16 protein-coding genes are annotated in these 26,039 nt (G+C 44.8%); all 16 read right to left on the bottom strand.

Features of this window, described 5'->3' with window-relative positions; translation table 11 throughout:
- Positions 1-4 precede the first annotated feature (4 nt).
- The 16 genes from ABZD21_RS09505 to ABZD21_RS09580 all read right to left on the bottom strand — a co-directional run bounded on the left by ABZD21_RS09505 (position 5) and on the right by ABZD21_RS09580 (position 26,031).
- Positions 5-1,516 carry a sulfatase-like hydrolase/transferase gene (locus tag ABZD21_RS09505; protein WP_372774722.1) on the bottom strand — a complete coding sequence of 504 codons (1,512 nt, stop codon included), beginning with the start codon at positions 1,514-1,516 and terminating at the stop codon, positions 5-7.
- A 10-nt stretch (positions 1,517-1,526) separates the two neighbouring features.
- A complete protein-coding gene (locus tag ABZD21_RS09510; RefSeq protein WP_372774724.1) occupies positions 1,527-2,957 on the bottom strand; it encodes a sulfatase in 1,431 nt (476 codons plus the stop codon).
- Between the two features lie 3 nt (positions 2,958-2,960).
- Positions 2,961-3,848 carry a hypothetical protein gene (locus tag ABZD21_RS09515; RefSeq protein WP_372774726.1) on the bottom strand — a complete coding sequence of 296 codons (888 nt, stop codon included), beginning with the start codon at positions 3,846-3,848 and terminating at the stop codon, positions 2,961-2,963.
- 22 nt (positions 3,849-3,870) lie between these two features.
- Positions 3,871-5,700, bottom strand: coding sequence for a hypothetical protein (locus ABZD21_RS09520; protein WP_372774728.1), 1,830 nt, complete (start codon positions 5,698-5,700; stop codon positions 3,871-3,873).
- A 138-nt stretch (positions 5,701-5,838) separates the two neighbouring features.
- Entirely contained in the window at positions 5,839-8,748 is a 2,910-nt protein-coding gene (locus ABZD21_RS09525; RefSeq protein ID WP_372774730.1) for a hypothetical protein, read from the bottom strand.
- A gap of 22 nt (positions 8,749-8,770) precedes the next feature.
- Complete coding sequence (locus ABZD21_RS09530) at positions 8,771-10,171, bottom strand: sulfatase (RefSeq protein ID WP_372774732.1); 1,401 nt, start codon at positions 10,169-10,171, stop codon at positions 8,771-8,773.
- Between the two features lie 19 nt (positions 10,172-10,190).
- The gene (locus tag ABZD21_RS09535; protein WP_372774734.1) at positions 10,191-12,776 is read right to left on the bottom strand and encodes a GH116 family glycosyl-hydrolase; all 2,586 of its coding nucleotides are present in this window, start codon (positions 12,774-12,776) and stop codon (positions 10,191-10,193) included.
- Positions 12,777-12,867: 91 nt separating this feature from the next.
- Positions 12,868-14,286, bottom strand: a complete 1,419-nt coding sequence (locus tag ABZD21_RS09540) for a sulfatase (RefSeq protein ID WP_372774736.1) — start codon at positions 14,284-14,286, stop codon at positions 12,868-12,870.
- Complete coding sequence (locus tag ABZD21_RS09545; RefSeq protein WP_372774738.1) at positions 14,283-15,257, bottom strand: sialate O-acetylesterase; 975 nt, start codon at positions 15,255-15,257, stop codon at positions 14,283-14,285. The genes ABZD21_RS09540 and ABZD21_RS09545 overlap by 4 nt, the downstream gene beginning before the upstream one ends.
- Positions 15,254-15,439, bottom strand: coding sequence for a hypothetical protein (locus ABZD21_RS09550; RefSeq protein WP_372774740.1), 186 nt, complete (start codon positions 15,437-15,439; stop codon positions 15,254-15,256). Before ABZD21_RS09550 ends, ABZD21_RS09545 begins: the two co-directional genes overlap by 4 nt.
- 110 nt (positions 15,440-15,549) lie before the next feature.
- Positions 15,550-17,139, bottom strand: coding sequence for a ThuA domain-containing protein (locus ABZD21_RS09555; RefSeq protein WP_372774741.1), 1,590 nt, complete (start codon positions 17,137-17,139; stop codon positions 15,550-15,552).
- A 12-nt stretch (positions 17,140-17,151) separates the two neighbouring features.
- Complete coding sequence (locus ABZD21_RS09560) at positions 17,152-19,464, bottom strand: glycoside hydrolase N-terminal domain-containing protein (protein ID WP_372774743.1); 2,313 nt, start codon at positions 19,462-19,464, stop codon at positions 17,152-17,154.
- A gap of 37 nt (positions 19,465-19,501) precedes the next feature.
- On the bottom strand, positions 19,502-20,926 hold the full coding sequence (locus tag ABZD21_RS09565; protein WP_372774745.1) for an arylsulfatase: 1,425 nt from the start codon (positions 20,924-20,926) through the stop codon (positions 19,502-19,504).
- Between the two features lie 70 nt (positions 20,927-20,996).
- Positions 20,997-23,084, bottom strand: coding sequence for a Sip1-related alpha-galactosidase (locus tag ABZD21_RS09570; protein WP_372774746.1), 2,088 nt, complete (start codon positions 23,082-23,084; stop codon positions 20,997-20,999).
- A 37-nt stretch (positions 23,085-23,121) separates the two neighbouring features.
- Entirely contained in the window at positions 23,122-25,041 is a 1,920-nt protein-coding gene (locus ABZD21_RS09575) for a glycoside hydrolase family 97 catalytic domain-containing protein (RefSeq protein ID WP_372774748.1), read from the bottom strand.
- 21 nt (positions 25,042-25,062) lie between these two features.
- Positions 25,063-26,031, bottom strand: a complete 969-nt coding sequence (locus tag ABZD21_RS09580; RefSeq protein WP_372774750.1) for a family 43 glycosylhydrolase — start codon at positions 26,029-26,031, stop codon at positions 25,063-25,065.
- Between the last annotated feature and the right edge of the window lie 8 nt (positions 26,032-26,039).

Raw genomic sequence — 26,039 nt, forward strand, 5'->3', positions numbered from 1 at the left:
ACGTCTATTGTTTAATTTCATTTGATTTTTCATATGTCCGATAATGCGGACTACCCTTTAACCACTCGTAGTCTTTGTATTGGTATTCGTCTTTTTCACCCGCTTCATTGCTGAGTGTTTTCCAAATAGGCAGCTGACTTGATTGATTTAGCGTTTTCCACCGGGCTAACATTTCGCTAGTCCGTTCAGGTTGGGTTTTGGATAGATCTGTCGTTTCGGAGAGATCTTCTTTTAAGTTGAACAGTTGTACCTTATCCTTTTGAACGATCAGTTTATAATCGCGAACGCGCAACACACCACTTTCTTCATCAAACTCTCTGCCGATACGCCAGAAAAGTTCCTCGTGCGGAGCGGTTTTCGTGAGTCCTTTGATGTATAGCGAGATATCAGCACCATCCAGGTTCGTACCTACCAAGTTGCCGCCAGCCAATGCTATTGAAGTTGCGCCAATATCGAGCGAGCTAACCGGAGCATCCAGAACAGTGCCCGGTTTCACATGCTCCGGCCAGCTAACCACGAAAGGAACACGAAGTCCGCCCTCGTAACTGTCCCATTTGGCGCCACGAAGCGGACGGTTATCGCTGGTGCGCTTCATCCCGCCATTATCGCTTAAAAACCAAACGATCGTATTTTCTGCGAGTTTCAGTCGTTCAAGCGTCGCAATCAACTGCCCAACTCCCCGATCCAATTCATAGGTCATTGCCGCATAAATTGAACGAATCTCCGGTTTAACCCCCGGAATTTCGGTCATATTTTCAGGAGAAAACATTGCGATTGTTTCTTCCGGTGCTTCCATGTATTCGTGAGGCGCATTGTACGACATGAACAGAAAGAACGGTTTTTCCTGATTCCGTTCGATAAAAGCAACACCCTGATCGGTTAATTCATGGGTCAGATATTGATCCCACTCCACAGGTTCGTAGTTGTGAATGATGGGTAAAGTATGGTGCATATCCCGCATCCCGTATGGTTTCTTCAGTTCTGTATATTTTCCATGATAGGAAGGATGATCCATTGGAAAATAAAGATGGCCTCCACTGAGGAATCCATACCAGTCGGAATAGCCCAATTTGTTCGGATGCTGACTGGGAGCCGTGCCCATGTGCCATTTACCCACACCACCGGTTACATACCCAAGCTCCTGCATGTACTGCGCAATAGTTTTAACAGAGGATGGAAGTCCCTGCTCCGGATCCAACGGTGCTCCGGGGTTGCCATACCAACCAAAGGAGGATTGCATTCGTCCGGTAATAAACCCGGCACGCGAAGGGCCACACATGGGGCCGGTAACGTAACCAGAAGAGAAGATTGCTCCACTCTCTGCCAGCTTGTCGATGTGTGGTGTAGGAATATCCTTGCATCCATTATAACCCACATCGGCATAACCCAAATCATCGGCCATAATTACAATTACATTCGGACGAGTGGCTATCTGAGCATTTACATTCCAGCTATTCACGAACAGCGATAGAAAAATGGGAAGCGATAAATTGATTTTTAGTTCGTTGAGTTTCATAGGCCGAAAATTATTTTTTCATTTTCTCAGGAAACAGCTCATTGGGTGTAAAGTAAGGTTCATCACCCAGCGGACGGGCATTTACGCCTCGTTTGTCAAAATCTCCAATATCAGTTTTTGCCCAATCCAGAAGTTTAAGCAGTTTTGCAACAACTTTAGGATTTTCAGCAGACACATCAGTCGTTTCAGCGATGTCGTTTTCCAGGTTATAAAGCACCGGTTTTTCGAATAAAATCCGGTCTTCGGGCGCAATATGAACCGGCCATTTTGTGTAGGCTATCGACTTTGAATCCGGCTGATGCGGCAAATGCAATTTCCATTGTCCGAGGCGCACCCCACGTAAATCCTGATGCTGGTAAAAGAAATAGGGACGTTTCAGCGCACTTTTTTTTCCGTTCCAGATTTTTGAAATATCCAGACCATCAATTACCCGATCGCTTGGAATTTTCGCGCCGGCAATTTTGGCAAGGGTTGGAAGCAAATCGATGGTGGCTGTAAGCTGATCTGAAGTTTTTCCGGCAGGAACTTTTCCCGGTGCCCGGATGATGCAGGGTACGCGCAATCCGCCATCCCAAGCCGAAGTTTTTGCTCCACGCAAAGGATCGGCGTGGCCGGCATGCTCTTTCTTGATCCACCACGGACCGTTATCACTGGTGAAAATCACATAGGTATTTTCATCCAGTCCTTTTTCTTTTAAAGCTGATAAAATGCGACCCACATTGTAATCTATTTCCTCAATTACATCGCCATACAAACCACCTTCCGACTTTCCTTTAAATTCTTGTGATACTGCCAGTTTCGTATGCGGCATGGTATGCGCCAAATAAAGAAAGAAAGGTTGCTCCTTGTTTTTCTCAATAAAACCGATGGCCTCATCGGTATATCGGCGGGTGAGGGTTGACATATCAGCATTGAGCTCAATTACTTCCTTATTCCGAAGAAGATTTACATAATGATCGTTGCTGGTTGGTGTAAAGAATGAGTAGTCGAATCCCTGATTGTAAGGCAATAGTTCCGGGTTAAACTGCTCCTGATTATGCCCGGCAAGATCCCATTTGCCGATCATACAAGTTGAATAGCCAACTGGTTTTAATACTTCGGCAATGGTCACTTCGCTCAACGACAATTTGGGATGTGGCGCTTCTCCATCGTCGTTGCGGGCATTCCGCATGGGATAGCAGCCAGTTATTAAAGCCGCGCGGGATGGCCCACAAACGGTTTGCGCATAAAAATTGGTAAACTTCGTTCCCTCGGCTGCCATAAGATCCAGATTTGGGGTCTTTATGTTTGGCGAACCAAAACAGCCCACATCCTGATAGCCCTGATCATCGGTCAAGATGATGATGAAATTCGGTTGGCGCGATTTGTTTTCAGAAGTACATGTGATGCTTAATGACGCAAGCAGGAAGGATATAAAAACTACGAATAAATATTTCATCATTGTCTATTTTTTGATTTGATCCGGATAAACCTGAATGTTGGTGCAGCTGCATGTTTGCGCTGCATTGTTATATGTCCAAATGACTTTTTTATCGAGATTGATTTTAAAAAGAGGCACCCCTTTTTTGAAGGGTTTATGTCCCAGCCAATTGCAAACTACAATTTCATTGTTTGGCAAATACTGAAAACCAGCCAGATGATTAACGCCCAGCTCGGGGTATTCTTTTGCATTGAATTCCCAGATCAAGTTTCCGTTTTTGTCGTAAATCGAAAGCGCGAACTTATCGGCGATAACCGTATTCCCATTTTCCAGACGATGTGCACCATATACATTGTTGGGGCGCACAAATTCCTGAATAATTTCTCCATCACTGTTATATTCCCGTACTGTTTTATCGCCATATTGACTAACCATGTAGTTTCCGTTTTCAAGTTTACGGGCGCTTCGGAAACAAATATGACCACCAACTTTATACGTTAAAGGAATTACCTTCAGGATCTTGCCCTTCCGGTCGACTTCTAAAAGTCGTCCTGCCGAGCATTCGCCAATTAGGATTCTGTTTTTTTCAATAGCCTGGCAAGCAAAAATTTCACTTTCACTTTGATAGTCAAAAGCGATCTCGTCGGCTGGGGTGATAATTTGAACACCATAATGGCAGGTATAGAGAATATTTCCGCCTTTTAACTGATGCGCATCGTACGTGTTTTTTGCTTCAATCTCCCTGATTATTTCTTCCCTGGAATTAAGCAGCAAAACTTTACCCCGCTCTGAAGCACAAATAATAAAAGCAACCGAATCGGCTTTATTGGTTTTTTCACCATTACCTGATGCCACAAGTATTGAGGGGGATAAAACGGCCAGTAAAATGGTGAAAATCAGTAGTCTTTTCATGTATGTTTTCTGTTTTTTGAATTTACAGCGACAGGCAATACTCCTCCAAATCATCAAGTTCCTGTTCGGTTAAATCGGCAGTCTTTCCATGTTTGTCGCTGGTATTGTAGGTGGTAAAAAGTTCTTTCAAATTCATCGCTTTTCCGTCGTATAAATAGGGAGCTGTTCGCCAGATTTCAACAAGGGTAGGCGTATCGAATTTTTGACTCGCTTCCAGGCCTGTTCCTTCGCCAACATCGTAGCTTTTCATATTCGTGAAATACGTTCCGGAGTGACAATGGGCACATTGTGCTTTTTGAAATACTTCTTTTCCTCGTTTTGCCGATTCACTTAATTCCCCATTTACCAAAAGTGGGCTAGGAACCGGTTTCAGACTGCTTAAGTAAGCATCTATTGCAACAGCAATTGTTTCAGGTTGTTGGGTGAATAAAATATGTTCGATACCCGCGCGAACAGCCAGATTCGCATCAGCCCTGATTCCGGTTATCATCGATGGTGGGGTGGAGTGAGCCAACAACATACTTTTTGTATTCTTTGGGTTGCCAATGCCATCGTTTAGCAAGTCCCAGTTTAAGCCATCCACGCGCGCGTCTCCGGGATGACAAGACGTGCAACTTTGCCAATGTTGCTTGCACAAGGTGGCGTCGTTAAAATAGATCTCGCCCAATCGAGCCAGGTCTGGCTTAGCCTGAATTCCCAATTCAATAGGCGATATTGAATTTGTTCCTGATAAATCAATTTCAGTAACAAAACCTGAAAAATACATGGAGACAAAAATCTTGTTGTCTTTCAAAGCCAGCCCTTTAGCTCCTTTCCCGTTTAAGTCAATTCGCTTGCGGATGCCTTGCAAAAAGCTTAAGTCGTTTTGAATGACTTCCAATGAACGGGCATAAACAGTTAGGTCTGCGCCGTAAGCTATGTTTGCGATTCGTTGGTGCAGAGCTTCCCGGTTGATGATGCTTAGCTCGTTGGTTCCGGAGTGGGTAACATACAGGTTTTTACCATCGTCACTACATTTTACATCGTAAGGATTTGCAGCTCCTCGATCCAGATTGTCGAGCATTACCGTACAGAGATACGAGGTGTCCTGAATGTCGATAATGCTCAGTGCATTAGTATTGATCCAACCACGTTCCACCTGGTTGGTTGGAACATTGTATCGAGCCAGAATATGGGTTACATAAGCAAACTTTTCGTCGGGTGAAAGCGCTATTTTATTCAGCGAATTTGAACCGTTGGGCAACAAAATTTCCTTTAATGGCTCAAGGGTTTCGGCATTAAATACCGAAATCGTGGCTGTGTGATAATCGGCATTGGCACTGCCGCTTGGCAGATGATTGGCAACAAGAAGTAGGTTTCCTTTTTCTGCCAACGCAAGATCAACCGGTTCACGATCGGCTTGAGAAGTATTTGTGATGGTGAACGATTTCAGGTCTATTTTGCTGACACTGTTGTTGAAACGATTGCACAAATAAATTGCGTTTCCGTCGGGTGAAAGCACTGGTGACATGGGGGTGTGCCCAACTTGTACTGTGCGTTCTACTTTTTGTGTGGCCAAATCAATTTCCTGCAAACGTCCCTGAGGATCGGAAAGCGTGACGTATAATATGGACTCGTCGGCAGATAAAGCCAAACCTCCGGGTTTCCCATCCAATAAGACAGGACTTTCAAGTTCTGAATTTTCAAGGTTTACAATTGAAATTCGATTAGCCGTTTCATCAGCAATAAATAGTTTGTTTTGGGTTTTACTAACCACAATCTGGTTGGGCGACATCAGCTCGCCGGTCGACGAGGAGCATCCGACCAACACAGCGAAACAAAGGAATAGACAGGCGTAAATTGTGGATTTCATTTGTTTGTAATTAAGCCCCCTCCAAACCTCCCCCGAAGGGGAGGCTTAAAAAATGCAAAGTTTTTATTCTTGGTTTTTTAATCATCCTTCTGTGTGAGCATATTTCTCATCGCTCGATTTATTTTCTGATATTCATTATTAGTTTGCTCTTTTTAGTTCAGGGTCGAAGTGTTTCTCCTTATTTTGAATTGCTTCCCGGTTTGTGATTTCCTCTTTCAGCCGGTAATCATATTTTTCGAGGCGTTTCTTGTCCGTTTCCGAAGGGACAAAATGTTCCATATCCAGCCTTGGTTTTTGAATAAGTTGGTTTTTTCCTTTTGTAATGATGGCCAGAGCTTCCTTGTATTCTGCTGAGTTTTTGTCTGCAATGTTTTTCAAACACGGACTCAGTTCAGGTCGTTCAAAAGCAATTTGCACCCTCAAGGTTCTGCCATATTTACTCAGCTCTTTAAAATTGATGTCTGTCAATTCGCCCAGACGATTTAAATCCTTTTCTGAAATTGGGCTGCGACCGGCCGGGTTATTGGGATATGCTGAAATAAAATCGGGATAATAAACCGCATTCAAATCAATCCAGGTCGTGATTCGTTCCATCTCTTCTTCCGAAAGTTTGACATTGGCATGTCCTTTTTTTAGCATTTGAACGAGCTTACTTGGGTGTGATCCCCAGGAATAGGCTTGCTGAATTTCGGCAGGACCGGCACCGATAGGCTTTACAGCTTTCTGCATGTGCATATCCATGTACGCCGCGTTAAAGTATGGATTTCGGTCTCCGGCCAATACTAATTTTTCTCCGGCCTTTTTTCCGAAGTCGTGGCATTTAACGCAATGCTTATCGAGTACAGGTTGAACTTCTTTCGTAAATCCAAACGTTCGTGGTTCGCCGTACCAGCCGTTTAATTTTTGAGGAGGATTTTTTAAAGCCTGCGCTACCTGCGACATCGATGAAGGCGGCGCCATTCTGCGATCGTCGTGGCATCCAATACAGCCCAGCGTTTCTCCGGATTGCACCATCGTTCCGCTTCGCATGGATTGGATCATCATTTTATGCTCATCCAAAAGTTGAAAATATACGTATTTATCGGCAGGAACTTCCACATAAGCCGATCCGTCTTCCTCGACAGGAACTGTTCCCCATATTTTTTTACACTCGAAACTGTGCCAGTTCATTGCCGGACGATGAACGCCCTGTCCGCCCCAGGCAGGCACGGTCCAGCTGCGTTTTGCAATCGATTCAACTACGCGCAGGTATTTTACGGCTCCCCGCTCAACGCCATTCATGTGGGTTCCCTGGTAAACATCCTGCACGTAAAACTGACCGGTTTCCGATTGGTAATTTCGTTTATTCTCGATGGAATATTCTTTCTCGCGTGCTTGAATTGGAATGGGGTCGTAGCACCCGGGTGCTTCGGTGTAAATGAGTTGTTCGTTTCCGAAAATATCAATCAGAAACAAGCCCATTTGCTCGCCAATTCCAAGGGAGCGCGAACATAAAAACCAGGTATCATTTAAAGGAAAGGGATCTTCGTAAAGCGGTTTTACTTGTTTAAAGGTGTCCCAATTTCCTATACCAATCAGTTCACGGGCCGAAGCAGGCCAGGTTTTTTCAACCGACGCTTTTTCATCGAGGCCCTTTTCCCGGTTGATGATTCCAAGAGCTCCCCACGGACGATCGTGGCATGAACCCATAATTGCAATCACCTTATCGGTGCCGGGAATAGGGCGAGCATCGATATATCCGCCGGGTGAATTGCTGTTGTTGCCAAAGTAAATGGCCTGATTTGTTCCGTCGGGATTCATGGTCCACAATCCCTGAGCATCGCCAAAATTTCGATCGACATATTCCCAGCGGTCATACAGAATTCGGCCATCAGGTAAAATCGTGCTGTGACCTTCGAATAAGGTGCTTTTACCAAGTTGTGTAATGTTAGCGCCATCGCCTTCCATTTTAAACAGGTTGGCCATAATGTGAATGTTACACATGCAGTATTTGGGTTCACGTGTCGACGAAAACACGATGTCGCCGTTGGGAAGATACTGAGGGTCGATATCTGCCACACCAGTTGCGGCGGTTAGTTGTTTTAGGTTTTTACCATCCACATCCATTTCGTAAATGTGATAGTCTTCGTCAATGTTGTTTCGCATTGAAAAAAGCACCTTTTTACCGTCGTAGCTGATTTCAGGATCGCGAATCACACCGTCCGTTGTTTCCAGAAGTGTGGTGATTTTGCCTCCTTTTTTCAGGTCGATAATTTTCATTGAACCACCCGGCGCAAAACTATTGGTATTTGTTTCATTGGTTTGAAAAAGCGTTGCTGTGTTGTGATGGTCGATGGCATACTGATTGCGCGTAACAAAAACAATGGGCGTGTTTTTCACAAGAGGATTCGAAAGCACGGCCTCTTTTTTCAAGGCCTCATAATTTTGTACAAACTGTTCCAAATCCAACACAGCCGAGGGCGCTGAATTTGCGAGTTTCGCCTCAATCTGTTTGTGTTCTTTCTCTATTTTTTCGAGCTGAAGTAAAAATTCTTTGCTTTTGTACTGATCAGGGTATCGCGAATGAATTTCAGCAATTCCGGCTTTTAGCGCATTGAAATTAATGGAGTTGAAACGATCTGTGATTTCCAGGAAAACAATCATTTCTTCGATAAGGCTTTTTTTCTCGTCAAGTGAATGCGCTCCGTTCTTCGCGCCGATTTGACTGACTCGCTCAGAAAAAATACCCGGATAAGTTTTAATTTTTTCGAAGGTGTGAAGAGCCAGCTGATCAATGAGCAGATTTTCAGTATCAAACCACCCGACCAATTCTTCAACCTTTACGTTGCCTAAAACGAGCTGAGTTTGTGCTGGATATTCCGTGTTTAATTCCTTCATCAGAAGTCTGACACTACTGTTGTTGATGGGCTGATGTGTTGCTTGTAATTCAAGCAAGCGGCTGGTCCATTCAACCTGCGCCGGAGTAGTATCCTGAACCGGGACACAGGAAGTTAGACCTATAAACATTCCGAACAGCAATTGCTTTCCTACTTTAAGATATCTGATCATTCTTCTGAACTTTTTTCAAGGTTTAATTTGAGCTTTTACCAGTAAATTCCATATCTCCCTGTTGGTGCATCCATCTTTTTAATGCTTGCTTAAGTTCTGTCAGACGAACAGCATATTCCGGGTTCTCAGCCAGGTTATTCATTTCCCAGGGATCTGTTTTCAAATCGTAAAGCTGAAATTCGGGTTGTTTCCGAAAACGCAGTACCATATTTTTCGCATTGGTATCCGTTTTTGCCTTCTCGAGCCAGCTTTCGTATATTTTACGTACATGCCGATCTTCCATTTTATCGACGTAACCAAAATCGAAGCCATTGATTACCCGTATCGCGAAGAGATTGTCAGGTGTCAGGTTCCACATTAACTTAAATCGCCCATCAGTTACAGCTCGCGATGCAAAATCAGTTCCTTCCTTGCCGTTGTTGTAAACAAAGAATGCATGATCGCGATGTTTTGTGGTTTTACCAGAAATAAGCGGCAGCAAACTTTTTCCGTCCAGCCCATCGGGAAGATCGCCACCGGCAGCTTCAATTAATGTGGGAACAATATCGCAATATTGGGCAAGAGCATTGGTCTGGAATGCTCTGCTATAAGGTTTCGGCCACTTCATAATACAGGCCGAGCGAACACCCCAGTCGTAATTCGACCACTTTCCGCCGGGCATTCCTGTACCGTTTTCGTCCAAAACAATCAGCGCAGTATTTTTATTGAGGGCCAGTTTTTGCATCATTGCACGGGCTTTGCCAACCTGTTCGTCGAACAGACGAACTTCAGCCAGATGCTCGCGAAAATAATGTCTGGTAGTATCGGTATCCACCATGTGAGGCGGCAATTGTATTTCATCCTGATTCCAGAGCGACGTATTGCCGGCATCCCAGGGCGCATGCGCGTGGATGGAGCAAATAATCAGGCAAAAAGGCTGGTTGGGGTCGCGGGTTATAAATTCCTCAACGCCTTCCCACGATTCGGCAATTGGCGCCCGTGAATTGCAATTTTCCTCGAATCCGGCCACCTTCTCAAAAGGATAGACGGAGGTAGGCGAAAAATGCCTTTTACCGGTTAATCCAACCCGGTAACCGAGTTTTTCCAAATGCTGAACAATGCTCAATGTCCCCGTTTTTGTGTTCATGTGGTTGCTTTTGCATCCATTTCGGTGCGGCTGAAGACCGGTGTACAATTCGGCACGCGTGGGGGCACAAACTGCCTCAGAAACAAACATATTGGTAAAACGGATTCCTTCTTCCGCCAGTTTATCAATGTTGGGTGAAGTATTCAGATTGACTGAACCGTAGCAACCCAAACTTGAAGAACTGATGTCGTCGCCCAGAATAATCAGATAATTCAAGGGTTTTGACTCGGCAACCTTCATTTGTAAAAACGGAAGCATTACCCAAATTCCTATTCCATAAAGTAGTTTTCCTCTCATCGCTTCACTTTTTTGATTGTTACAACTTAATCGTTACAGCTTCTGATGCTTGAATCGTATTGCCATTCAATTTTTTAGTCCCCACCCCTTCAAGTGAAAAGCTATTCAATTCCAGTTTGCCTGAAAGTACGGTTAAAACGGCTTCCTTATTTTTTACTTCGCAAGTTCCCCAACTGTAGCCATTGCTCCAGAAGTATTTTCCGGGCGCTGAGGTAAACGACATGGATTTTTCCACTGCAGAGTAATGGAATTTTGTGCTTGCCAATACGCCTGCCCATGCGATCATGCTGCGCGAATAGTGGTGGCCACATTCCGCCTCGTCAAAAGGACTGCGCTTTTTACCATCGTAACGGTCGCGAATGTTGCGGATACATTTTAATCCGTCTGCTGTCTGCCCCTCTTGCAACATACCAATGGCGGCTGTGTATTCGAAACCCGTCATTACTTCGGTAAAATAGGGAAAGGGTTTTTCGGGACGTTCACCCGGATAGGCAGCCATCAATAAAGCAGACTCTTCACCCATGGCATATGAACGATGAAAGTTAGCATGAGAATACATCTTATCCACATAGTTGTACTTCATTATAGAAGCCGTCGTTTGCTTAATGTTGTCCTCATTCGCTAAATATCCCAGCCCAACAAGGTGTGCAAATACCTGCCCTACGAGTTGATCGACCAATACACCTTCACCTAATTGATAATCGGGTGATGTAAGATCTATGCCATCTTTGCCTGTTGCGCCCATAAGAGAAGCAGCCACATTATCAACAGACATGGGTGGCTGAATGTGCTGCACATAATACTCTCCATTAAACAAGTTAGCGTCCATCCATGCTGAACCTTGTGTAAGAAGTTGGTCGCAGGTAGTTGCAAATTTCTTATCACCTAAGTAATTCGCCATTTCGGACGATGCTTTCAACGCGCCCAGATACCAAAAGCCCATTTGTGGGTTGGGTCCAAAATATTCCACGTCCATGGTGTTGTGCTGCGAACCTTCCATCACGCCATTTTTATCGGCATCCCATCCACCGGGAATCCAGCAAAACTCCAGTGACTTTTTCACCTTTGGCCAATGTTCTTTTAGAAATTCATCATCACCCGAAAGTTGCCAGTCGCGGTAGAACTTCATTACACAACCCATCTGCCCATCGGCAGCGGCTTTGCCCCAAACTCGCGCCGAATCTAAAGGTAAATACGCTCTGAAACTCATTAGGCCTTCGTCGTCGGTGGCATATTTATACTCCACCTCGCGCATCGTTTTGGCCAATTCACCAAATAAAAAGGCGGTGGTTTGCTCGTAATTCCAAACGTGCGTACACGACCCAAAGCAACTCCCCCTATCATCAAAAGTACCTTCCCATCCGAGCATCTGTCCGGTTTTAATACGGAACGCTAACTGTGTACGTAAATGGGCCAGGTTAAACAATGCAGATTCTTTCACCTCTTCGGGTAGGTCGCTATTTATTAAGGAATTGACAAACACTTTAGTTTTATCTTCCAAGACATCAATCTGAGGAAGGGTTTTAGTAATCACATCCCAGGAATCATCATACTTTGTCGTATAATAGTTTCCAACTGTCGCTTTAATCATTTTCTGAAAGCCTGGTTTGTCCCAGGTTTGGCGGTTAGGGAAGTGCCACGCGATTAGAAAGCGAAAGTTCTTTTCTTCACCAGCCTTTAAGCTTGTTTTCACTGCCATAGAGCCCATTGGCGCATTGGCTTCGTCATTCTCACGTGGCTCCAAAACACCATCTTCGCTAAAATCATCCCAAAAGTCAAGACGCTTTTTATCCCAACGACCGGTTTTCTTTTGCCAAGCGGTACGGTAGGTCGTTTGACCTTCATTTAAAGAAACTAAACTCATTGTGCCCCATTGTTCGCTTTCGGGATCAACACCATTAGAAGTGTAATGAATGCCTTTTAGCCCATCTTCTTCACGGATGGTATTTATATTCTTAATGGCCTGACCTCGGTTGCCATCAAAACCAATAAAGTTCTGAATGGTACCTGATAACGAAATCGTAATGTCTTTTGAGCTGGTGTTTTTTACAGTGTAATTAAGAATGGCCAAAGGAATACTGCTATTATCCACGTCGCCGGGGATCAGCGGGTTAAATGCGCCAACAACCACCTCAACAGGAAGCACATCGTCACTTAAGACCGCTTGGCCAAAAGGGTAAGCCGCTTTAAATTCGGTATGACCAAAACGCGGAAGGCCAATCTGATTGGCAAGTGCTCCATTAGATGATTCATACTCTGACTCATCAGGTAAACCTTCCAACAAACGGGTATAGGTATGTCCGTCACCATCCTCAATAAAAATAGCAAAGAAAGGCCCTTTTTCTTTTACAGGCCCCCAATTTTCCAAGGTAGGATTAAAGCCTTTGGCGGGGCGATTCATAATTTCCCAATCCTCTAAAGAGCCACGGCCCGTTAGCGAAATTGTTCCTGTTCCAATCCCTCCAACAGGCATTTTAATTTTTTGAATATGTTCCTGATCGTAGGTTTTTAGTACCGGCCAATCGGTGCTCTGTTGCTGAGCATTTGAAATTACAGCAATAATCATTAGCACTGCAAACGGGTATATAAATCTCAGCTGTTTCATAGTTTTAACGTTTTGCCCCTCCAAGCCTTCCCCGAAGGGAAGACTTTAAAAAGGTATGGTTTAAATAGTTTGTTTTTAATCGTTTATCAGTCTACAATTTGGTTTTGGTTTTGCTGAGCGGTTTTGGGTTTTCCATGTATGCCGCCGGGCGAATGTTGGTTTTTATATCTTCCTGAAAATCTTTGATATAAGATTGAAGTTGATCAACAATTGTCTGGTTCCCCTCAATAACATTGGTTGATTCTGAAATATCCTTTTCCAAGTTGTACAAAGCCACCGGCTTGTTCCCATCGACATGCAATTTCCATTTGCCCGAACGCACTGCCTTCAGTTCGCGGCGTTGGTGATAGAAAAATGCTTTGTGCGGACTTTTCTCAGCTCCGGTCAGCACCGGCCAGATATCTTTACCATCAATCACGCGGTCATCAGGGATTTTGGCACCGGCCAGTTTTGCAAAAGTTGGTAAAAGATCCATCGCCGTCAGCAACTCATCATTCACTTGCCCTCCCCGAATTTTCCCCGGCCAGCGGATAATTGCCGGTTCTCGCATTCCTCCCTCATAAGTACTTCCTTTTTTGCCTCTTAAGGGGGTGGCACTTCCTGTTGTTGGGCCATTGTCTGACGTGAAAATCACCAGTGTATTTTCATCGATTCCATTTTCCTTTAAGGCATCAAGCACTTGGCCAACCGACCAGTCGATTTCGTTGATGGCATATTTGTAGAGAAGGTCTCGTGCAGCATAATCAATATAACCATCCTCTTTTTTTAGGCGATCTTTTATCGAATCCGGTGCATCGGCAATGAAATCGGGCGATACATAAATAGGCCGGTGAGGGTCGGGGTGGGGGATGTATAAAAAGAATGGCTGATCCTTATTTTCTTCAATAAAGCGAACCGACCGCTCTGTTATTTGCCTGGTGAGGTAGTCGCAATCCGGATTTTCCTCAATCACCGTTTCCATTTCAAGCAGTGGTAAAGGGGGAAAATTATAGTTCTTATTTTGATGAAAAGGACTAATGTCGTAGCTGTACGGAAGGCCGAAAAACTCATCGAATCCCTGGCGGGTTGGAAGAAATTCCGGTTGATCGCCCAAATGCCATTTTCCAAACATACCTGTTTTATAGCCTGCTGATTTTAAAACTTCGGCAATGATAATCTCATTGGGATTGAGACCTTTGGGGTCGGCATCCAACAAAACCGGGAAGTTTACACCTTCAGCCATATCAATACGCGAAGGATAGGAACCAGTCATTAATGCCGCACGTGAAGGTGTGCAGAGTGGAGCCGCTACATAAAAACTGGTCAGCTTTATTCCTTCAGCAGCCATTTTGTCGAGCCTGGGCGATTGAATGTCTGGCGAGCCAAAACATCCCAAATCCTGGTAGCCCTGGTCGTCGGTGAAAATGATAACGAAATTGGGCTTTCGCGCATCATCATCGGCAGTGCAATTTATACCCAAAAAGAGTACGAATATGGCTGCGAGTGTTGGTGTTAACTTTCTTTTGCTCATCTATTTATGTCTGTTTTATTCAAATGGAAAATTGCTTCAGCGAATTTCTCGCCCAAGTCGATATACCCATTGCTATCGTAATGCCAGGGATCTGAGTACGTATAAAATTTGGTGCTCCTGACAATGGCGGCGTTACGCTCTGTTTTTGCATACTTTTCCTGCGCATATTGCACCAGTTCTCCATAATCCCAAACTTTACCATCCTCATCATTCTCCGAATCCGATATTTTCCCAATCACAACAGGTAAATCGTTGTTACGAAATGTGGCTCTCATTAAATCCATTAATCTTTTCAGATTCGCATAATAGCGAGAAGCTACTTTTTCATCATTGCCATCGCTTTCGCCTTGCATCCAAATAATGCCCGAAGGAATGAGAACATCGTTGTTTCCATCGCCATTAATGTCGCTTACATCGAATGCATTGTTTATTGTTTTTAGAAAGTTTTCGTAATGATTTACTCCTTGCTTTCCACTATAGTCGGGCTCCCAGTAACCAGATTTACGGTTTGCCATGGTATCGATGGATGTGCCTCCACAAGCATATTTTACGAGCGCAATTTTTTCGTTGGGATAAAGCTTTTGTAGTTTTTGGGCAAAAGACAGTTCAACTCCAAATTTAGTTGAATGAGAATTTGTGGAGCCATCTGATTTAAATCCGGCGCCGTGACCCGGCTGCAGCTGCTCCCATTTTCCCGCTCCTCCGTTTTCAGACTTGCCGCCAGTTGAATTACCGGTAAAAATCCACACGTTTGAAAAGGGCTTATTGAATGATTCAGGTAAATCTTCATTCAAACCCCTGCCAACCATATTCGACTGCCCACCCAAAAAGAACACCTTTATTGAATCGGCCGTTTCTTTTTGGCTGAAGCCTATAAATGGGATAATCATACCTACCAAAAGAAAAAAGGCTTTCGTGTAATCACGTTTGTATGTAGAAGTAACAGACATAATCAGAAGGTTTATTTTCATTTAATTAATGTTTTTCCAATCCGGATCCACTTCAAAGCCTCTTGCATGTAACCCAATTTATTGGGATTTTTCCTCTGCTCCGATGTAAATTCGCTGGCAGGCTTATCGTAGCGCAGGATAAATTGTGCGTTTGCTTGTGCTGAAATAAAAACGATTGAGATTATCGGTAGTAGCTTTTTCATTATTTAAGAAATTAGAACCAAGACACAAGACCCAAGACCCAAACATTCAGTCATTATTTTTTGTGTTAAAACTCTTTTTGTCATGGTCGTTTCACGATTCATTGTTCTATTTAGTTTACTTCAATACCATATATCTCCACCAGATATTTTTGCATTTCGCATAATTCCTCATCCGACAATGGTCGTTCGAAAATGAGGAAACGGGCTATTTCGCCATCAAATGATTCTGCTCCGGGATGGTTGGTCGCATCTCGTTCCTGACCAATTGCTAATTTTGATGGATTGGCATTTTTATTTACCGGAAACTTTTTTGTGGCGACCGGTGAGGTTGAATTGACAAATAGTTCGATATCTACCGTATCTGTGCCAGCTCCCATTCTTCCCATTACCAAATAGTATGTTGCTGTTTTCAAAGGTTGAGGATTCAATACATGCGGGTTATTCTCGTTCCATAATCCTTTTTCTAGCGCGTTTCTTGAGCCCATCCAAACCTGACTGCTATCACTCAATCCGGCCCAAAAGCCTTCGTATTGTCCCAGCTTATCAGTATTTGTATTTCGCAGGTTGCCAAAAAACGAATTTACTCCGGGCTTGCCGGGCACCTGCTCGTAGGTCGACATAACGGCCAGCCAGGTATAGCCACTGCCTGTAATTAAATGGTCGAATGCATCTTCGTTGTGGTTCAGCAATTCCTGCCGGTGAAAGACCACCGAATTGTGTCCGTTCAATTTTGGTCCGTTCAATTGTAAACGCGGCCTTCCCGAACCTTTTTCTTTTCGACCTTCATCTTGCTTGACAAATAGTTTTGCCGCGCTATTTTCTACCTTATTTGTCCACGAAGCAATTTTATCTCCGTCTTCTAAATGAATGCCGTGGTCGGCATCCAAATCTACTAATATGCCTTTATTTACAGGAAGTTCGCTGCGCTCGCCGGTGCAGCCTGCAGCCCATAAAATACCTTGTTCAAGCATCTTTTGGTAATCGGGATTGGCATAAATTTCATTGGTATGCCCCAGTGATGTGAAAAACGAACGGCCACCATCGTAGTGCTGAACCCAGGTAAAAGGATGGTCGCCACCCATTTTTTGTTCCCCTTCGTACGAGTCTTCATCGACTGAGATCAGTACATGCACATTTTCTCGGGGATTGATGGAAAACCGATGCCATTCATCGGTAATCGTCCACACTTCAGGCAGGTGAGCGGTGCAGCAATGCGAACGGTCTTCAACAATAAGCTTGGCTTCCTGAACCTTGGGATGGTTGATTAAGCGCGTACCAATTAATCCTTCGTACCATTGTTGAAATGCCCCACCTTCTTCCCAAATGGCACCAGCACAATGAATTCCGACAAAGCCACCACCGTTTCGGATATATTGTTGCAAGGCCCGGTGCTGATCCGTATTCATAATTGGGCCTTTATTTCCACAATTGTTGTTGAATAGCACCACATCAAAAGTCAGTAGTTTGCCGGGTGAAAGAATTGTTGGATCATCACTTGAAACAATTTCCCAGGTATTCTTTTGTCCCAGTTCTTCGATCAAAGCAATGCCGTTTTTTTTAGAGTCATGCACAAAGCCATTGTCGCCATAAAAGTTCAGAACTTTTAGCTCCTGGGCATTCGCGAAAGCTGACAATATCACTCCCGAAAACAGAACCAAACATCGGACTATATGTTGAGGCCATTTAATCACCATGATCATTTTTATTTGTTTCTATTTCCAAACCATTGTTTCGCCTTTCTTTAAGGCAATCACTTCGCTAAGACGTTCATTGGAATAGACTCTGAATTCGCCATCCCTGATCGCCCGGATAGTTGCCTGTTCCAGCGCTCCGTTTTTCCAGTCAATATCCACTTCAAAACCACCACGTGCCCTAAGTCCTTTAATGCTTCCATTTGGCCAGGCAGCCGGAAGTGCAGGCAGCAGGTTGATCTTCCCATCGTGACTTTGCATCAGCATTTCGGTAATGCCCGAAACCACTCCAAAATTTCCGTCAATCTGGAAAGGAGGGTGCACATCGAGCAGATTGGGCAAGGTTGATTTTTGCTGCAACGCGATGATGTTTTCATGCGCTTTTTCAGGCTCCAGCAAGCGTGCCCAAAAGTTGATAATCCAGGCACGACTCCAGCCGGTATGCCCACCGCCATTGGCCAGTCGATATTCGATGGTTTTTTTGGCAGCATCGAACAATTCCGGCGTGCTCTCTTTCGAGATTTGATTCGACGGGTGCAAGGCATACAAGTGCGAAATGTGCCGGTGCCCGGGAGATGGCTCCTCAAATTCTTCCATCCATTCCATTAAGCGGCCATCGCTACCGATCTGAAGCGGAGGAATGTTTTCGAGCTGGCTTTTCAGGGTGTCGCTGAACGCTTTGTCAATTCCCAGTATTTCAGCTGATGCGATACAATTGCGATACAATTCGAGAATGATGGCCCGATCCATGGTGCAACCATAGGATACGGTAGCGAATTCTTTTTGGGCAGTATTAAAATTGTTTTCGGGCGATACCGAAGGCGAAGTAACCAGCATGCCTGTTTTCGGGTCGATAATCATGAAATCGACAAAAAACTGCGCCGCTTCTTTCATAATTGGATAGGCCTGATCGGCCAGATATTTTTTGTCACCGGTATACTCGTAGTGCGTGAAAAGGTGTTGACAACACCAGGCTGCTCCCATGGGCCACATACCATACCGGGCTTTTCCGAAAGCAGCCGTTGAAAGCCAGGCGTCGCTGGTGTGATGGGCTACAAAACCCCGGCATCCATAGGTTTCGCTGGCTGTGATCCGGCCCATTTCGCGCAGATCGCCAATGAACTTCAAAAAGGGTTCGTGGCATTCGGCCAGGTTGGTCATTTCGGCCAGCCAATAGTTCATCTGGATGTTAATGTTGATGTGGTAATCCGAGTTCCATGGCGGATTAAACCCATCGACCCAGATTCCTTGCAAATTGGCCGGCATGGTTCCCGGTCGCGAACTGCTGATGAGCAAATACCTGCCAAATTGATATTGCACCTGCGTAAGGTAATTATCAACAGTTCCTTTTTTTACCGTTTCAAGTCTTTTGTCGGTCGGCAAATCTTCGCCATCGCTTTCCGAAATCTGGAAATCCAGTCGTTTAAACAAGGAACGATAATCTGCCGTGTGCTCTTTGTACAATGCGTTGTAGTTTTTGGCTAACGCGTTTTTCAAATTGTTCTCACACAGTTCCTTCGGATTCTCTCCCCGATAATCGCTGGCGGCCACAATGCGAAGAATCAGTTCATCAGCATCGGCAATAACCAATTTTCCATCCACAACGTTCGTTGTTCCACCTTTGGTTTCAAAATGAATGGTTGAATAAAACTTAACGCCCACACCATTTCCCACATGTTCGGAGATATGAATGCTGTTGTCAGTCAGCTCGATGTTCGTGTTTTCAGTACGTTCAATCCAGGCCGATAAGCTGATTGATTTCTTTCTGTCGGCCGAATATTTAATAACCATGGCTTTAGCCGGAAAGCTTGAAAAGAACTCCCTGTTGTAGGTGATGCCATCCTTCTCAAATTGAGTCGTTTGCACGGCAGTGTTTAAATTCAGTTCACGACGGAAGTTACTCACACTATCCATGCCTTGGCGTTCAACGAAGAAATTGGCCAACATCTGATTGGTCATGGTTCCTGAAGGTAAGCGTTCGGCCAGCAAATTTTCGGTCAGGTATTCTTCGGCTTCCATGTATTTCCCCTCGAAGATCATTTTTTGAATCGTTTTGAGTACTTCAGGCCCAGCTTTTTCATTGTCGCGGTCATCTGTTTTCTCGCCAGTCCAAATGGTTTCTTCGTTCAGGCAAATAATTTCTTTGGCCGGTGTTCCGTATATCATGGCACCCAAACTACCGTTCCCCACGGGCAAACCTTCGTTCCAGTTCGCTGTGGGTTGTTCGAACCAGATTTTTAACGGCTGCTCGTTTATCGTCTCTTCAGAATTGGAGCAAGCCACCAATAACCCGATGACAAGTGAGAATCCTATTTTGTAAAAGATTGACTTCATTTTTGATATTTGTTAGGTTTAATTAATCGTTGAATCACTAATCTTCCAGATGCCCCTTGAAACCCACCGAGGCATCCAATACGTTGCCTTTGCATGGGGGAGTATGTGCTTCTTTTGCATAGAGCATCATTTTTTCAAGAATTTCAGGATGTTGATCGGCCACATTTTTGAGCTCTACAATATCGTTGCTTAAATCATACAGCTCAAATGAGGCATTTTTTTGAGGTCGGATCGCTTTCCAGTTTCCCATGCGCACAGCAATACTTTTGGGGTCTTCCCAGTACAAATACTTGTGCTGTGCCGTTTGATTTTTACCAAGCAAGGTGGGCAAAATCGAAATGCCATCCGAGCTTGAGGGAGTTTTCACGCCAGCCAGTTCGGCCAGTGTTGGCATAATATCCGGAAAGTAACCCAAATGGTCAGAAACTGCACCTTGCTCTATTTTTTCGGGCCATCTGACCATGAAGGGAATCCGAAGCCCACCTTCGTGAAAATTACCTTTTCCGCCCCGAAAGCGTTTTCCGGTGTGTGGATCCAGATTGGGAGCGAAAAAACCGTGTGGATGTTGGCTGTTCTTAAAATAAGCTTGTCCGCCATTGTCACCGGATACAAACACGATTGTATTCTCATCAATGTCAAGCTCCTTTAGCAACGCCATAATTTCGCCAATCTGCCGATCGACCATTTCTACCATGGCGGCATACATTTGCGCATCGTATTCGCCTTTTTGGTTTGTGGCATCCCACTGCTTATCCTTATATTTCTGCCAGGCTGGATCGTCATCGGGCATGGCCCAGTAACCATGAGGCGGAGTCCACGACAGGTAGGCAAAGAATGGGTGATCTTTGTTTTCGCGAATAAAGTCCAGTCCTTCAGCATGTATTAAGCCGTGAGAAAAAGTCTCGCCTGAGAGAAAATCGCCCGTGTTTCCTTTTAATGGAACTTTTTTACTGTTGTGAATCAGGTATTTGGGATAGTACGTATGTGCGTGAACCTGGTGGTAGTAGCCGTAAAATGTGTCAAAGCCATGTTTCTCGGGCACCCCGGTTGTACCCACATCACCTAAACCCCATTTGCCAAAGCCACCGGTGGCATAACCCGCATCTTTCAGTATTTTTGCTATGGTGATATCGTTCGGACAAAGGGCCAATCCTCCACCATTCGATCTTACTGTGGTATGTCCCGTATGCTGACCGGTAAGGAGTGTGCTTCGAGTTGGAGCACAAACATTTCCTCCTGCCAGAAACTGCGTAAATCGCATTCCTTCGGAGGCCAGCTTGTCGATATTTGGTGTCTGCAAAATGGGATGCCCCATTCCCGACGATTCAAAATAGCCCCATTCATCCATCATGATGTAGATGATGTTAGGCTTGTCGGCTGCAACCGCCTTTTTTGTAAAATTCGCCGTTATTGATAAGACTGCTAAAGCACCAACGGCTATGGACAATTTTTTTTGTTTCATTGGCTAAAATTTATGAGGTAAAATCTCATTTATATATTGTTGTTGAAAATCAAGCGTTTTCAGGCAAAAGCTACCTGGTAGAAATGATATATTCTTTATGCTCTGTTGCTTGTTTTAATTCGCCGCGCCACAAACCATTTTCAAGTTGTGTAAACTCAAAATTGTCAGAAGCAGGAACTTTGCCATCAGACCAAATCATCAGGGGGCCATCTTCCATCATTTTTATTTTTAGCGTTTTCTCATCGGTTTCCAGCAGTTTGACTCCGGCCGCAGACAGATATTTATCCGGTCGCCCAATAACCGACCAACCAAACTGAATCGGGCTCAACAGAAATAAGCGCTCTTTTCTCGATTCCAGGTCAAAAGCATATTCCTCCGTTAAAACAATTGCTGTTTCCGCATATTGATCATACAGCAAAACACCTTCCTCCGGAAGCTTCCACAGCCCTTCGTAAGGTTGCATCATTCCTCCGGCGAACGGGTAGTCGGATAAGCGGATCGCTGATTTTACCGGCTTTTCATCCTGATTTAAATTCACCGCCAGAATTGCTGCTGATTTGTTTTCAAGCGGGGCGATCATCCGAAAGGCTTTCCCTCCATAGAAGGGATCCTGCATCAAACTTTCGGGCAGTGGAACGCCCGGAGCCAGTGTTCCCAGGATTCGGCCATCGTTGTATATCACCGGCTTCAATACGGTATCATCGATGTTGTTAGCTTCGTCCGACAAATAAACCGGACCGCCGGAAACTGCTCTGGCCACTGCCATTAATCGGGCTGATTCTTTGTGATTGGCGAAAAACATATCCTGATCGAGCCAATGCGTATGCCCCAGCCACAACGCATTGCAAAAATTTTGAACCAGGGTCACATCCAAGCGGTAGGTGGTGGTTTTATAATCGACACTGCCACGAATTAACGCGCTGTACTTGTGATTAAACACGTTGAAATTCTGCATGGCAATGCAATTCAGTAACTGAAGATTTTGTTTGACACAATTTTCTTCCAGAGCAGCATTGTTGTAATGAACGCCCAGAATGGCATTTTCGGAACCGGTGTTGTAGCGGAAATTATCCGATTGGAAATCGACTTTAATCAGGTCGAAACCATTGTCTTTCGTGTTGGCCGTCATTTCGTGGTAAAAGGCATTGGATGCTTCGGCTGAAATCTTGGGCATGTACCGTTCGCCCCGCATTTCAAGGTGATCCTGCAAATGCGACATGGTATGATAGGGCGAAATGCCACCCCAATAGCCGTTAAAATTGCGCCAGATCCCCATCCATTTTATCTTTTCATCTTTCTGACTGATGATGGGATCCCAGCCATTCGGGAATTTTTGGGGATCAACGCCAAACGACATCAACTGACTTTTCTTCGCATCCAAATAGCCATCATCGATTAATACCCAACGAAACGGAATCGCGCTCGACTTGATTCCTTTAATGGCATCCAGAATGATTTCTTCGCTGATGTCTTTTTTGTAATGCTCCCACGAACACCAGCCCAGATATCGAAAAGCCTCGGGGTAGGTTTTATTTTCCCGCCAATTGATGTTCTCGTTGATCTCCTCCGTATTCATGGCAAGCTCCCAGGCCATCCGGGCTGCTTCATACGGATTTTCCGAACGGGCAAAGCTTATCAGCGGGACTGAAACATCTTCGGTTCTGGTGCCATAAGTGGCCATGGTTAGAAAAACGCTTTCGTCGCGAATGCTGAAGGTGTTGCCGATGTGGTTCGTAACCAAAGGCAGCAAAGCCAGGTATCGACCATCGTCTTCCTGAAGCATCAAAAAAGCGCCCAGGTTCAGGGAGTTATCCATTCGGGGACTCTTCTGAACCATGGTGGGCAAGTCGGAAATCTGGCTGAACCACAACGGTTCAACCCGGTTTCCGGCTGCCAGTTTTTCGGAAAAAGGCCGGTAATATACGCCGTTTTGAAACTTGGGCAACTGCAGTTTTATTTCGGCAATTATTCCGTTGGAATCGGGGATTAGTTGCTGCTGCTTTAAACAAAATAGCCCTTTTGCTGCCGATTGTTCTACTCCAATAAACTCGGGAATACTCTCCAATTCTTGTATTTCATTGTTTGATTCACTTTTGCTACAGGCCATGAATGCTGTTAGCAAGAGCATCAAACAAATTTTGTTTCTTAGGTTATTCATTGGTTTGTTTTTAGTTGCTTTTAGTCAGCAGCTATTTTTACTCGTTGGTTTTAGGCCTGATCCACATACAATGTCCACCGCCGGGTGCAAGAATTGCAGTAATCACATCACCCTTTTTAGCCGATCCTTTCCGCACCTGATAGGCTTCGGGATTGGTTTTGCAGTTGGTTTCGTTGGTGTCTTCGTAATAGCTTACCTCGTACTCTTTTCCTTCTTCCAGAAAATCAAGATTAATGTCCAATGTTCCACCTTGCTGGTTGTAGACACTACCGATGAACCATTCCTGATTGTGACGGCGGGCAGTGGTAATGTACTCGCCGATTTTCGAATTCAGTACGCGGCTTTCGTCCCATTTGCCAACAGGCATTTTTTGGATAAACTCGAACAAGTCGGCTTTGGCAGCATAAGCTTCCGGAGCATCAGGTATACAAACCAATCCGCTGAAAATAACCAGAGTCCGGGCAACTTCTGAAGTTACAGTCGATAAATAGGAATTCTTTACGCGTGGGCCTTTTTCCCGCAAACCGGCATTGATTCCGGTCAGGTCGAAATTTCCGTTGTTCATATCCAGCGGACCGGTAATCGCGTTAATTAAGGCCATTTTAATGAAGGTTTCAGGAGTAAAAGCTCTGCGCGAATCTTGCTGAGCATGGCAATATTCGCGGGTGATGGCATTGGGGTAGGTGCGCGAAATTCCGGTAAATGGTACCGGGCCATCGTGAAAATCGATCAATAAATTACTTTGTGCACTTCGTTGAATAGCTTCGCGGGTAAAATCGACATTGCTTCCCATGAACCCATATTTGATGCCCTTCATTCCCAACGACTGGTAGTACGGGAAAAGCTCCTCGTCGCCATATTCGCCGTGTCGCCTGTCGTAATACAACATCAAATCAACCTCTTTTTCAGCGGCATAATCAATTACTTGCTGCAAATCCAGTTTGTCGGATAATTCGAAATGTCCTTTGGTAACATGTGTGTACCACGCGTCGTCAATCAGAAAATAGTCAATCTCCTTTTCGGCAGCAAAGTCGATAAAGCGCTTGTAGCTCTCGGTGTTTATGCCATACACAAAACCATCGGGAGCTGTGTAGCCGTGAACACGCCAGTCCCAAAGGGTTTTTCCGGGTTTAATCCAATCGGTATTTTCCAGCTTGCAGGGTGTAGCCAAATTAATGGCAACAGTATTAACAACCAGGTCGCCTGCGGTTTTCCCGACCAAAATTACCCGCCAGGGAGTGGTCAGTTTTTCATTACTTAACGCCACTTGACTGACCGATTCAATTTTTCCTTCCGGAAGATTAACCCCAAGCTTCATATCGTCGAAACCGGTGGCTGCATATAAATCGGACTCCAGCAAGGCAACGAAAGAACCATCGGGAATTTCGACAACCAGCGGAACATTTACTTTTCTTTGTTTGCCATCCGTGGGGTTTACCACATCGTTCAAGCCGTTCAGGTCAACAGGCCCCAAAGGTTCGCTTTCGCCCATGGGGGTGAAATAGTTGCTTCCCTCGGGCAATGCATATTCGCATTTAAAGGTTGCTTCAACGGGTTTTTCGCCCTCGTTGACAACGAAACGAAACGCGACACCCTCGTTATAAATTCGTGCCAATATTTTTCCACCAACCCCTTCACAATCAAAATCCAAGGTCAGTTCCTTAAACTGGTCGCGAATGCTACTGTGCTGTCCCCAAACCGGGTTCCATGTCGTATCTTTTTCGGTCTCCGCGACAGCGGTAATCCTTATCGGCACATTGGCAAATAGTTCCAATTCGGAATTCCCGATCAGTTGGTTTCCCTCCCGGTTTAAACGGTAGTTCAGTTTGGCATCGATCAGTTCAATCTGAAGGGAAAGCTTACCGTCAGGTGAAGTCAGCTTGAAATTATCCAACGGTTTCGTGCAAGATGAAAGGCAGGCGATTACTACGAACAACAATAGAAGTTTATGAAACATGATGGTTTTGTTTTACTGTTTTTAAAATTTCAATTCAAATCCCTGGATAAAAGGCAGTTCAGCCTTCTCTCTGTTGGCTTTGCCAATTTTAACACCCCACTCGGGCATTTCCCCTTTACCACTTTCGGTAAATGCTTCGGGGCGATACAAACCAGCGGCTGTCGGGCTGTTTTTCAAATCGTAAATCTTGGTAAAATGAATCCCATCTTCAGCATACTGTATGGTATTGGTAATGTCATCGGGTCCGGTTGTTCCAATCATGGCTGCCACGCCTTTTCCTTGTGTCCACACCGCCACTTCGTGATTGCCCGGAATAACCGGATTTTCAGCATGTTTTACATAGGGCCCCTGCGGATGGTCGGCAATTGCTACGCCCATTTTGGTTTCCGCAGGACTTTTTCCCTGTTGGCGTCCTTTGTAATAAAACCAGTATTTTCCATCTTTCACAATAAGGCAGGCATCATCAATCAGGTGACTGTCAAAATCTTCCGGATTATCGCTATTCTTCAATGCCGGATTGTTCGGCAGGCGTTCCCAGGGGCCATCGGGCGAATCGGATACAGCAATTCCAATTTTTGAATCGGGATTGTAGGGCTGTTTAAACTTCCGTGAAACGCCGGTATAGAATAACCAGTATTTGCCTTCAGCAACAAGAATATTGGGTGTGAAAACACTTTCGCCCTCCCAGGTTCCGGGCTTCCCTTTTGCCAATGCCATTCCTTTTTCGGTCCACGACTTGCCATCTTTGGAGGTAGCGTACCAAACCGTAGCATCGTACCCGGGAGATATTTTCCCTTTGGAATACCACACGTAATACAAATCGTCTACTTTGATAATATCGCTGGGATCCCGGCGCATTACGTCTTGCTCCAGGCCAATGCCTTGCAAGTTAAAATCAACGGCAGTAACCGTTTTTGTTTCTTCCTGGCCACACGCCAACAGCGAAAGCAGTAAAAAACCAATTACAAAATATCTCTTTAGGAAGTTCATTTGATAGT

The organism is Mangrovibacterium sp. (genome assembly GCF_041596335.1).
GTDB lineage: Bacteria > Bacteroidota > Bacteroidia > Bacteroidales > Prolixibacteraceae > Mangrovibacterium.

Bases quoted from the DNA above. Each gene is read 5' to 3' on its own strand.
- ABZD21_RS09505 (WP_372774722.1), bottom strand. From the start codon at position 1,516: ATGAAACTCAACGAACTAAAAATCAATTTATCGCTTCCCATTTTTCTA.
- ABZD21_RS09510 (WP_372774724.1), bottom strand. From the start codon at position 2,957: ATGATGAAATATTTATTCGTAGTTTTTATATCCTTCCTGCTTGCGTCA.
- ABZD21_RS09515 (WP_372774726.1), bottom strand. From the start codon at position 3,848: ATGAAAAGACTACTGATTTTCACCATTTTACTGGCCGTTTTATCCCCC.
- ABZD21_RS09520 (WP_372774728.1), bottom strand. From the start codon at position 5,700: ATGAAATCCACAATTTACGCCTGTCTATTCCTTTGTTTCGCTGTGTTG.
- ABZD21_RS09525 (WP_372774730.1), bottom strand. From the start codon at position 8,748: ATGATCAGATATCTTAAAGTAGGAAAGCAATTGCTGTTCGGAATGTTT.
- ABZD21_RS09530 (WP_372774732.1), bottom strand. From the start codon at position 10,171: ATGAGAGGAAAACTACTTTATGGAATAGGAATTTGGGTAATGCTTCCG.
- ABZD21_RS09535 (WP_372774734.1), bottom strand. From the start codon at position 12,776: ATGAAACAGCTGAGATTTATATACCCGTTTGCAGTGCTAATGATTATT.
- ABZD21_RS09540 (WP_372774736.1), bottom strand. From the start codon at position 14,286: ATGAGCAAAAGAAAGTTAACACCAACACTCGCAGCCATATTCGTACTC.
- ABZD21_RS09545 (WP_372774738.1), bottom strand. From the start codon at position 15,257: ATGAAAATAAACCTTCTGATTATGTCTGTTACTTCTACATACAAACGT.
- ABZD21_RS09550 (WP_372774740.1), bottom strand. From the start codon at position 15,439: ATGAAAAAGCTACTACCGATAATCTCAATCGTTTTTATTTCAGCACAA.
- ABZD21_RS09555 (WP_372774741.1), bottom strand. From the start codon at position 17,139: ATGATCATGGTGATTAAATGGCCTCAACATATAGTCCGATGTTTGGTT.
- ABZD21_RS09560 (WP_372774743.1), bottom strand. From the start codon at position 19,464: ATGAAGTCAATCTTTTACAAAATAGGATTCTCACTTGTCATCGGGTTA.
- ABZD21_RS09565 (WP_372774745.1), bottom strand. From the start codon at position 20,926: ATGAAACAAAAAAAATTGTCCATAGCCGTTGGTGCTTTAGCAGTCTTA.
- ABZD21_RS09570 (WP_372774746.1), bottom strand. From the start codon at position 23,084: ATGAATAACCTAAGAAACAAAATTTGTTTGATGCTCTTGCTAACAGCA.
- ABZD21_RS09575 (WP_372774748.1), bottom strand. From the start codon at position 25,041: ATGTTTCATAAACTTCTATTGTTGTTCGTAGTAATCGCCTGCCTTTCA.
- ABZD21_RS09580 (WP_372774750.1), bottom strand. From the start codon at position 26,031: ATGAACTTCCTAAAGAGATATTTTGTAATTGGTTTTTTACTGCTTTCG.